The organism is Kitasatospora sp. NPDC056446, from assembly GCF_042796115.1.
In the GTDB taxonomy this organism is placed as follows: Bacteria; Actinomycetota; Actinomycetes; order Streptomycetales; family Streptomycetaceae; genus Kitasatospora.
In genome coordinates, this window is record NZ_JBHTRF010000052.1 from 53,253 (window position 1) to 61,409 (window position 8,157).

The window sequence follows — 8,157 nt, forward strand, 5'->3', positions numbered from 1 at the left end:
ACCCACCCCATGACAGACCAGCAGCGCGACGCGGCCGTCGGCGGCGACGTCCGGCTCACCGGCATCGGCAAGACCTACGGCTCCTTCACCGCCGTCCACCCGCTCGACCTGACCGTCCCCCAGGGCTCCTTCTTCGCCCTGCTCGGCGCCTCCGGCTGCGGCAAGACCACCACCCTGCGCATGATCGCCGGCCTGGAGGAGCCCACCAGCGGAACCGTGCTGATCGGCGGCCAGGACGTCACCGCCCTGCCCCCGTACAAGCGGCCGGTGAACACCGTCTTCCAGAGTTACGCCCTCTTCCCGCACCTGGACATCTTCGAGAACGTCGCCTTCGGCCTGCGCCGGCGCGGCCGGAAGGACGTCAGGAAGCAGGTCGAGGACATGCTGGAACTGGTCGAACTCGGCCAGTACGCCCGGCGCAAGCCGCACCAGCTCTCCGGCGGCCAGCAGCAGCGCGTCGCCGTCGCCCGCGCGCTGATCAACCACCCGCAGGTGCTGCTCCTGGACGAGCCGCTCGGCGCGCTCGACCTCAAGCTCCGCCGCCAGATGCAGCTGGAGCTCAAGCGGATCCAGACCGAGGTCGGCATCACCTTCGTGCACGTCACCCACGACCAGGAGGAGGCCATGACGATGGCCGACACCATCGCGGTGATGAACGGCGGCCGGGTCGAGCAGCTGGGCGCGCCCGCCGAGCTGTACGAGAACCCCGCCACCACCTTCGTGGCCAACTTCCTCGGCCAGTCCAACCTGCTGTCCGCCGAGGTCACCGGCAGCGAGGGCGGCGACCTGCTGCTGAGCGCGGCCGGCGCCCGCCTCACCGTGCCGAAGGCGCGCTGCGCCACCGGGGCCAAGCGCGTGCACCTCGGCGTGCGCCCGGAGAAGATCACCATCACGCACGCCTCCGAGGCGGTCGCGGACGGCCGCAACAAGCTGGCCGGCACGGTGCTCGACTCCAGCTTCATCGGCGTCTCCACCCAGTACGTGGTGCGCACCGACGGCGGCCAGGAGGTCACCGTCTTCGAGCAGAACATGGAGCGCGACGCCCGGGTCGTCCCCGGTGCCGCCGTCCTGCTGCACTGGAACCCGGCGCACGCCTTCGCCCTGGACGCCTCGCAGGCGATCGACGCGGGCACCGGGGAGGAGGCCGCATGACCGCCACCACCCCGGCCGCTCCGGCGCAGGCGATACCCCCCGACGGCGGCCCCCTCGCGAAGGACGGGCCCAAGCCCCGGCGCAAGCTCACCCCGTACTGGCTGCTGCTGCCCGGCATCGCCTGGCTGGTCGTGTTCTTCGCGGTCCCGATGGTCTACCAGGCGTCCACCTCGCTGCAGACCGGCTCGCTCGAAGCCGGCTTCAAGGTCACCTGGCACCTCTCGACCTACTGGGACGCGCTGGTCGAGTACAAGTGGCACTTCGTCCGCTCGTTCTCCTACGCCGCCGTCGCCACCGCGCTCTGCCTGGCCGTCGGCTACCCGCTCGCGTACACGATCGCCTTCAAGGCGAGCAAGCGCTGGCGCAACGTCATCCTGATCCTGGTCATCGCGCCGTTCTTCACCAGCTTCCTGATCCGCACGCTGGCCTGGAAGACCATCCTGTCCGACGGCGGCCCGGTGGTCGGCGCGCTCAACGCGCTGCACGTCCTGGACCTCACCAACCTGGTCGGCCTCACCTCCGGCGACCGGGTGCTCGCGACGCCGCTCGCGGTGGTCTGCGGTCTGACCTACAACTTCCTGCCGTTCATGATCCTTCCGCTGTACACCTCGCTGGAGCGGATCGACCCGCGCCTGCACGAGGCGGCCGGCGACCTCTACGCCCGGCCGTTCACCACCTTCCGCAAGGTCACCTTCCCGATCTCGCTGCCGGGCGTGGTCGCGGGTACCCTGCTGACCTTCATCCCGGCCTCCGGCGACTACATCAACGCCCAGCTGCTGGGCTCGCCGAGCGAGCAGATGGTCGGCAACGGCATCCAGAAGCAGTTCCTGAACGTGCTCGACTACCCCACGGCGGCAGCGCTGAGCTTCATCCTGATGGCCCTGATCCTGGGCATGGTGACGGTCTACATGCGCAAGGCCGGGACGGAGGATCTGGTCTGATGTCCCGAATCCTGAAGTGGGTCCGCGCCCACCTGGTGGTGCTGGCCGGCGTGCTGGCACTCGCCTACCTGGTGCTCCCCAACCTGGTCGTGCTCGCCTTCTCGTTCAACAAGCCGGTGGGCAAGTTCAACTACGAGTGGAACGAGTTCTCCACCGACGCCTGGACCAACCCCTGCGGCGTGGCCGACATGTGCCAGTCGCTCTCGCTCAGCCTGCAGATCGCGGTGCTCGCCACCATCGGCGCCACCGTCCTCGGCACCATGGTCGCCTTCGCCCTGGCCCGCTACCGCTTCCGCGGGCGCTCGGCCACCACCGCGATGATCTTCTTGCCGATGGCCATGCCCGAGGTGGTCATGGCCGCCTCGCTCGGGACGCTCTTCCTCAACATGCGCATCCCGTTCGGCTTCACCACCATCCTCATCGCGCACATCATGTTCTGCCTCAGCTTCGTGGTGACGGCGGTCAAGGCGCGGGTGATGAGCATGGACCCGAGGCTCGAACAGGCCGCGCAGGACCTCTACGCGACCCCCGTCCAGACCTTCCTCCGGGTCACGCTGCCGCTGGCGGCACCCGGCATCGCGGCGGGCGCGCTGCTCAGCTTCGCGCTCTCCTTCGACGACTTCATCATCACCCAGTTCAACTCGGGCCCGACCACGGTCACCTTCCCGATGTTCGTCTGGGGCGCCTCGCAGCGCGGCATCCCGGTGCAGGTGAACGTCATCGGCACCGCGATGTTCCTCGCCGCCGTCGCGCTGACCGTCGTCGGCCAGTGGCTCGGCAACCGCAGGAAGGCCGCCGCCTGACGTACGGTCGGTCAGCGGTGGCTCGTCACATCACCTATCCGTAGAAAGTGGCTGATAATGCATGGACTCCGCCCGCGCGCTCAGTGACGCCAGGCCCACCCCCTTCTGGCTGGAGGATCCCGGCCGGCCGGCGGCGCAGCCCGCCCTGGTCGGCGACACCACCTGCGACCTGCTGGTCGTCGGCGGCGGCTACTCCGGCCTGTGGACCGCCCTCATCGCCAAGGAACGCGACCCCTCGCTGGACGTCGTGCTGGTCGAGGGCAACGAGGTCGGGTGGGCCGCGTCCGGGCGCAACGGCGGGTTCTGCGCGGCCAGCCTCACCCACGGCTTCGGCAACGGCCTGGAGCGCTGGCCGTCCGAACTCGCCCGGCTGGAGAGCCTCGGTGCCGCCAACCTCGACGGCATCGAGGCCACCCTCAAGCGCTACGGCATCGACGCCGAGTGGGAGCGCACCGGCGAGATCGACGTCGCCACCCAGCCCCACCAGGTCGAGGAGCTGCACGAGGTCGCCGAGGCGATCGCCCGCTACGGCCTCGACATCACCGTCCTGGACGCCGACCAGGTGCGTGCCGAGGTGAACTCGCCGACCTTCCTCGGCGGCCTCTGGGACAAGGAGGGCGTGGCCATGGTCCACCCCGCCAAGCTCGCCTGGGGCCTCAAGGACGCCTGCCTGAGCCAGGGCGTGCGGATCCACGAGCACACCCGGGCCACCGACCTGCGGGAGTACGGCAGCGGCATGTCCGTGCGCACCCCGTACGGCCGGGTCTTCGCCCGCCGGGTCGCGCTCGGCACCAACGTGTTCCCGTCGCTGCTCAAGCGGGTCCGCCCGTACATCGTGCCGGTCTACGACTACGCGCTGATGACCGAGCCGCTCACCGAGGAGCAGCTCGCCTCGATCGGCTGGCGGGGACGGCAGGGGCTCGGCGACAGCGCCAACAAGTTCCACTACTTCCGGCTCTCCGCCGACAACCGGATCCTCTGGGGCGGCTACGACGCGGTCTACCACTACGGAGGCCACGTCCGGCACGAGTACGACCAGCGGCCGGAGACCTTCCGCACCCTGTCGGAGCACTTCTTCCGCTGCTTCCCGCAGCTGGAGGGCCTGCGCTTCACCAACGCCTGGGGCGGCGCGATCGACACCTGCAGCCGGTTCTCGGCGTTCTTCGACACCGGGTACCGGGGCAAGGTCGCGTACGCGGTCGGCTACACCGGGCTCGGCGTCGGCGCGACCCGCTTCGGCGCCGAGGTGATGCTCGACCTCCTCGCCGGCGAGCGCACCGAGCGCACCTCGCTGGAGATGGTCCGCAGCAAGCCGCTGCCGTTCCCGCCCGAGCCGGTGCGCTGGGCCGGGATCGAGATCACCACCCGCTCGCTGGAGCGCGCCGACCGCACAGGCGGCCACCGCAACCTCTGGCTGCGCACGCTCGACCGCCTCGGGCTGGGCTTCGACAGCTGACCCCGGGCAGCCGGCCCGCCGGGCAGTCGATGCCCCGGGCAGTCGGTTCCCCCGGGGACCTTCCACCGGGACCCGTGTAAGAGGGACCCGCCGTTCGCCTCTCCTTGGTGACGGCGGGTCTCGGTCTTTCCCCGCCGTACCGAACAGTACGAACGGCAAGAAGCGGGGACAGACATGGAGAGCACCGGACTGCACTGGCTCGCCCAGGTGGCACCGGACCCGGAGTCCTTCCGGGAGCAATGGGAGCGCACCGGGCTGGGCCTGATGCTGCTGCCCGCGGGCCGCCGCTGGGACGTCCTCTCCGTCCCCGGACGGCTCGGGCACCCGGCCCTGGACATCCTGGACGGCGGCGGCTCCTGCGGCCCGGTCCTCACCGACTTCGGCGAGGAGCGCGTCAGCTTCCTGGTGCCGGTCGGCACCGCCGCCCGCTGGATCGGCACGGGCGTGCGCGGCGCGGGGGAGGGCACCTGGATCGTCGTCCCGCACCCCGGTCGCAGCAGCCGGGGGGTGCGCTGGCTCGTCCCGCCGGACGGCTCCGGGCGGCTGAACGACCCGGTGCTGCTGGAGCTCGCCCTGCACGAGGCGGCGGCGGGGCTCGGCGGGGGGTGAGCCGGGCGAGCCGGACGTGAGCCGGGGTCGGGCTGCGGATGGGTCGTGGACGGGGCACGGTCGGGTCGGATGTGCGTCGGGGGCGGGTCGGGGCGGGTCGGGGGTGAACGGCCTCGCGTGGCGCGCGTGGGGGGCGGTCGCGTCAGACTGGAGGCGTGACCACCGCCCCGCACGCCGTCGACGCGTCCCTGCGACCGGGCCCCGCCCAGCTGCGCCTGGCCGCACTGGCCGCGCCGGTCTGCCGGCGGTACGGCCTCGCCCTGGCGGGCGGGCACGCGCTGCGCGGCCACGGTGTCGCGGCCTGTGCGCAGGACGGGCTCACCCTGGCGACCGGCACCGCCGACCTGCCGGAGGTGGCCGACGCGCTGGCGGAGGCCTACCGGGCGGCGGGCGGCGGCGTGGCCGAGCGGCAGGGCACGCCGCGGCTGCGGCAGCTCACCGTCCGGCTGGCGCTGGGCGGGCGGTCGCACTCGGTCGAGCTGCGGAAGGAGCCGCTGGGCCACCGGCCGGTCCTGCTCGACCTCGGTGCGCCCGGGCCGGACGAGCCCCCGGTGGTCCTGCCCGCCGTCGCCCTGGAGGACGCGGCGGCGCTGACCACCGCGCTGCTCGTGGACCGCGGCATGCCGCGCGACCTGATCGACGTCCACGCCCTCACCGGCGACTACCGGGAGGGCGAACTGCTGGCACTGGCCGGTGAGTTGGACCCGGACTTCCAGCCTGCCGGGCTCGCCGACCGGCTGGAGACGCTCGCCGAGGCGGCGGACGGGCGGTTCCGCGCCCGGGGCGTACCAGCCGAGGCGGTGGGCGGACTGAAGCGGTGGGCGCTGGGCTGGGCGCAGGACCTCCGGCTGGACCTGCTGGAGACCCGGGAGGCGGCGGACGGGCTGCACGACCCCTACCTGGAGGAGCCGTCCGCCGAGGATCCCTTCCCGGCGGACCCCGGTTCGGAGGGTACGGACCCGGGCCGGGAGGGCGGGGAGAGCTGAGCCCCGCAGGGCGCGGCCACACGTTCGGAGTAACGACCGGACGACCTGTAAGGCTGAATCCGAGATCCCCGTCAGCCTGTTCGTTGAGCCCGGCCGGGGCGGCGACCAGACTGGAAGACGAAAGCGGTAGCCCCGTGAATTCCCGTCGCCCGGCCCCCTCGCGGGCGGCGCCAGGCCGGACCGGTGGCAGGACGCCGCCCGGGACTTCGGAGGCAGACGTACCTTGAGCAAGCACATCATTCACTGGATCGGCGGCACGCCGGTCGCCACTGCCGGTGCGGCCCCCCGTCGGGGCGACATCTTCGACCCGGCCACCGGCCAGGTCGCCGGCCAGGTCGACTTCGCCGGGATCGCCGAGGTCGACCAGGCCGTGGCCGCCGCCGCCTCGGCCTTCACCGAGTGGCGGGCCGCCTCGGTCGCCAAGCGGTCGACGGTGCTCTTCGCCTTCCGCGAGCTGCTGAACGCCCGCCGCGACGAGCTGGCCTCGATCATCGTGGCGGAGCACGGCAAGGTGCACTCCGACGCCCTGGGCGAGATCGCCCGCGGCCTGGAGGTCGTGGAGTACGCCTGCGGCATCCCGCAGCTGCTCAAGGGCGGCTTCACCGAGCAGGCCTCCACCGGCATCGACGTCTACTCGATCCGCCAGCCGCTCGGCCCGGTCGCGATCATCTCGCCGTTCAACTTCCCGGCCATGGTGCCGATGTGGTTCTTCCCGATCGCCATCGCGGCCGGCAACACCGTCGTGCTGAAGCCTTCGGAGAAGGACCCGTCGGCGGCCAACTTCCTCGCCGGGCTGTGGAAGGAAGCGGGCCTGCCGGACGGCGTCTTCAACGTCGTGCACGGCGACAAGGTGGCCGTCGACCGCCTGCTGGAGCACCCGGACATCAAGTCCGTCAGCTTCGTCGGCTCCACCCCGATCGCCCGCTACGTCTACGAGACCGGCACCCGCTACGGCAAGCGCGTGCAGGCCCTGGGCGGCGCCAAGAACCACATGCTGGTCCTGCCCGACGCCGACCTGGACCTCGCCGCCGACGCGGCCGTCAACGCCGGGTTCGGCGCGGCCGGCGAGCGCTGCATGGCGGTGTCCGTCCTGGTCGCGGTCGACCCGATCGGCGACGAGCTGGTCGAGAAGATCAAGCAGCGGATCGCCACCCTGAAGGTCGGCCCCGGCTGCAACGGCGACTCCGAGATGGGCCCGCTGGTCACCGGCCAGCACCGCGACAAGGTCACCTCCTACGTGGAGTCCGGTGTCGCCGACGGCGCCGAGCTCGCCGTGGACGGCCGCAAGCACCCGATCACGGCCGAGGACGAGAGCGGAACCCCGACCACCGACGGCTTCTGGCTCGGCCCGACCCTGTTCGACCACGTGAAGCCCGGCATGTCCGTCTACAACGACGAGATCTTCGGCCCGGTCCTCTCGGTCGTGCGGGTCGCCTCCTACGACGAGGGCCTGGCGCTGATCAACGCCAACCCCTACGGCAACGGCACCGCCCTCTTCACCAACGACGGCGGCGCGGCCCGGCGCTTCCAGTTCGAGGTGGAGGTCGGCATGGTCGGCATCAACGTGCCGATCCCGGTGCCGGTCGCCTACTACTCCTTCGGCGGCTGGAAGGCCTCCCTGTTCGGCGACGCCCACGCGTACGGCCCCGACGGCGTGCACTTCTTCACCCGGGGCAAGGCGGTGACCCAGCGCTGGCTGGACCCGTCGCACGGCGGCATCAACCTGGGCTTCCCCACCAACAGCTGACCCTCGGCGCCACCGGCCGGCCGGACCCCTCTCCCCGGGGCCCGGCCGGCCTCCTTGCGTGCCGGTTGCGTCCACCCGCCGAAACGCGTACAGTTCTTCGAGCTGCCTGACAGGGAGAACCGGACACGCTTGTGCGCGGACGGTCCCGGGGCGGCCAATCCCTGAAACACCACTTCCGGTTCGTTCCGATCGTTTTCGCATTCCTGCGTGACGGTGGGGGCTTATTCGGCGTGCTCGTTTTATCGGATTGCGGTCGATTCGCTTTTCGGAGCGGGGATCGGCTAGAGTTTGAAACGTCGGACAGGGCGTCAAGCCCCGGAAGACACCAGCGAGTTGGACGAACGAAGCGCCGGAAACGGCACGGAGAACATCTGATAAGCTGGGAACACGAAAGAACGAAGCCCGGAGGGTCCGCTGGAAGGCGGTCCGAAGGAAGCGTCCGTTCCTTGAGAACTCAACAGCG

7 protein-coding genes are annotated in these 8,157 nt (G+C 71.3%); all 7 read left to right on the forward strand.

From position 1 onward, the window contains the following. The first annotated feature begins 9 nt into the window (after nt 1-9). The 7 genes from ACFQ6N_RS27665 (at nt 10) to ACFQ6N_RS27695 (ending at nt 7,694) form a co-directional block, all read left to right on the forward strand. Nucleotides 10-1,152 (forward strand): ABC transporter ATP-binding protein, encoded by a 1,143-nt coding sequence (locus ACFQ6N_RS27665; protein ID WP_380654447.1) that lies wholly within the window; start codon nt 10-12, stop codon nt 1,150-1,152. Beyond that, on the forward strand, nt 1,149-2,093 hold the full coding sequence (locus ACFQ6N_RS27670; protein WP_380654450.1) for an ABC transporter permease: 945 nt from the start codon (nt 1,149-1,151) through the stop codon (nt 2,091-2,093). Before ACFQ6N_RS27665 ends, ACFQ6N_RS27670 begins: the two co-directional genes overlap by 4 nt. Then, the gene (locus ACFQ6N_RS27675) at nt 2,093-2,896 is read left to right on the forward strand and encodes an ABC transporter permease (protein WP_380654453.1); all 804 of its coding nucleotides are present in this window, start codon (nt 2,093-2,095) and stop codon (nt 2,894-2,896) included. Before ACFQ6N_RS27670 ends, ACFQ6N_RS27675 begins: the two co-directional genes overlap by 1 nt. 61 nt (nt 2,897-2,957) lie before the next feature. Further along, entirely contained in the window at nt 2,958-4,352 is a 1,395-nt protein-coding gene (locus tag ACFQ6N_RS27680) for an NAD(P)/FAD-dependent oxidoreductase (RefSeq protein ID WP_380654456.1), read from the forward strand. Between the two features lie 174 nt (nt 4,353-4,526). Continuing rightward, nucleotides 4,527-4,961, forward strand: a complete 435-nt coding sequence (locus ACFQ6N_RS27685; RefSeq protein WP_380654459.1) for a hypothetical protein — start codon at nt 4,527-4,529, stop codon at nt 4,959-4,961. Between the two features lie 155 nt (nt 4,962-5,116). Then, the gene (locus tag ACFQ6N_RS27690) at nt 5,117-5,947 is read left to right on the forward strand and encodes a hypothetical protein (protein ID WP_380654462.1); all 831 of its coding nucleotides are present in this window, start codon (nt 5,117-5,119) and stop codon (nt 5,945-5,947) included. Nucleotides 5,948-6,170: 223 nt separating this feature from the next. After that, on the forward strand, nt 6,171-7,694 hold the full coding sequence (locus ACFQ6N_RS27695; RefSeq protein ID WP_380654465.1) for a CoA-acylating methylmalonate-semialdehyde dehydrogenase: 1,524 nt from the start codon (nt 6,171-6,173) through the stop codon (nt 7,692-7,694). Nucleotides 7,695-8,157 lie beyond the last annotated feature (463 nt).

Bases quoted from the DNA above. Each gene is read 5' to 3' on its own strand.
- ACFQ6N_RS27685 (WP_380654459.1), top strand. From the start codon at position 4,527: ATGGAGAGCACCGGACTGCACTGGCTCGCCCAGGTGGCACCGGACCCG.
- ACFQ6N_RS27680 (WP_380654456.1), top strand. From the start codon at position 2,958: ATGGACTCCGCCCGCGCGCTCAGTGACGCCAGGCCCACCCCCTTCTGG.
- ACFQ6N_RS27675 (WP_380654453.1), top strand. From the start codon at position 2,093: ATGTCCCGAATCCTGAAGTGGGTCCGCGCCCACCTGGTGGTGCTGGCC.
- ACFQ6N_RS27665 (WP_380654447.1), top strand. From the start codon at position 10: ATGACAGACCAGCAGCGCGACGCGGCCGTCGGCGGCGACGTCCGGCTC.
- ACFQ6N_RS27670 (WP_380654450.1), top strand. From the start codon at position 1,149: ATGACCGCCACCACCCCGGCCGCTCCGGCGCAGGCGATACCCCCCGAC.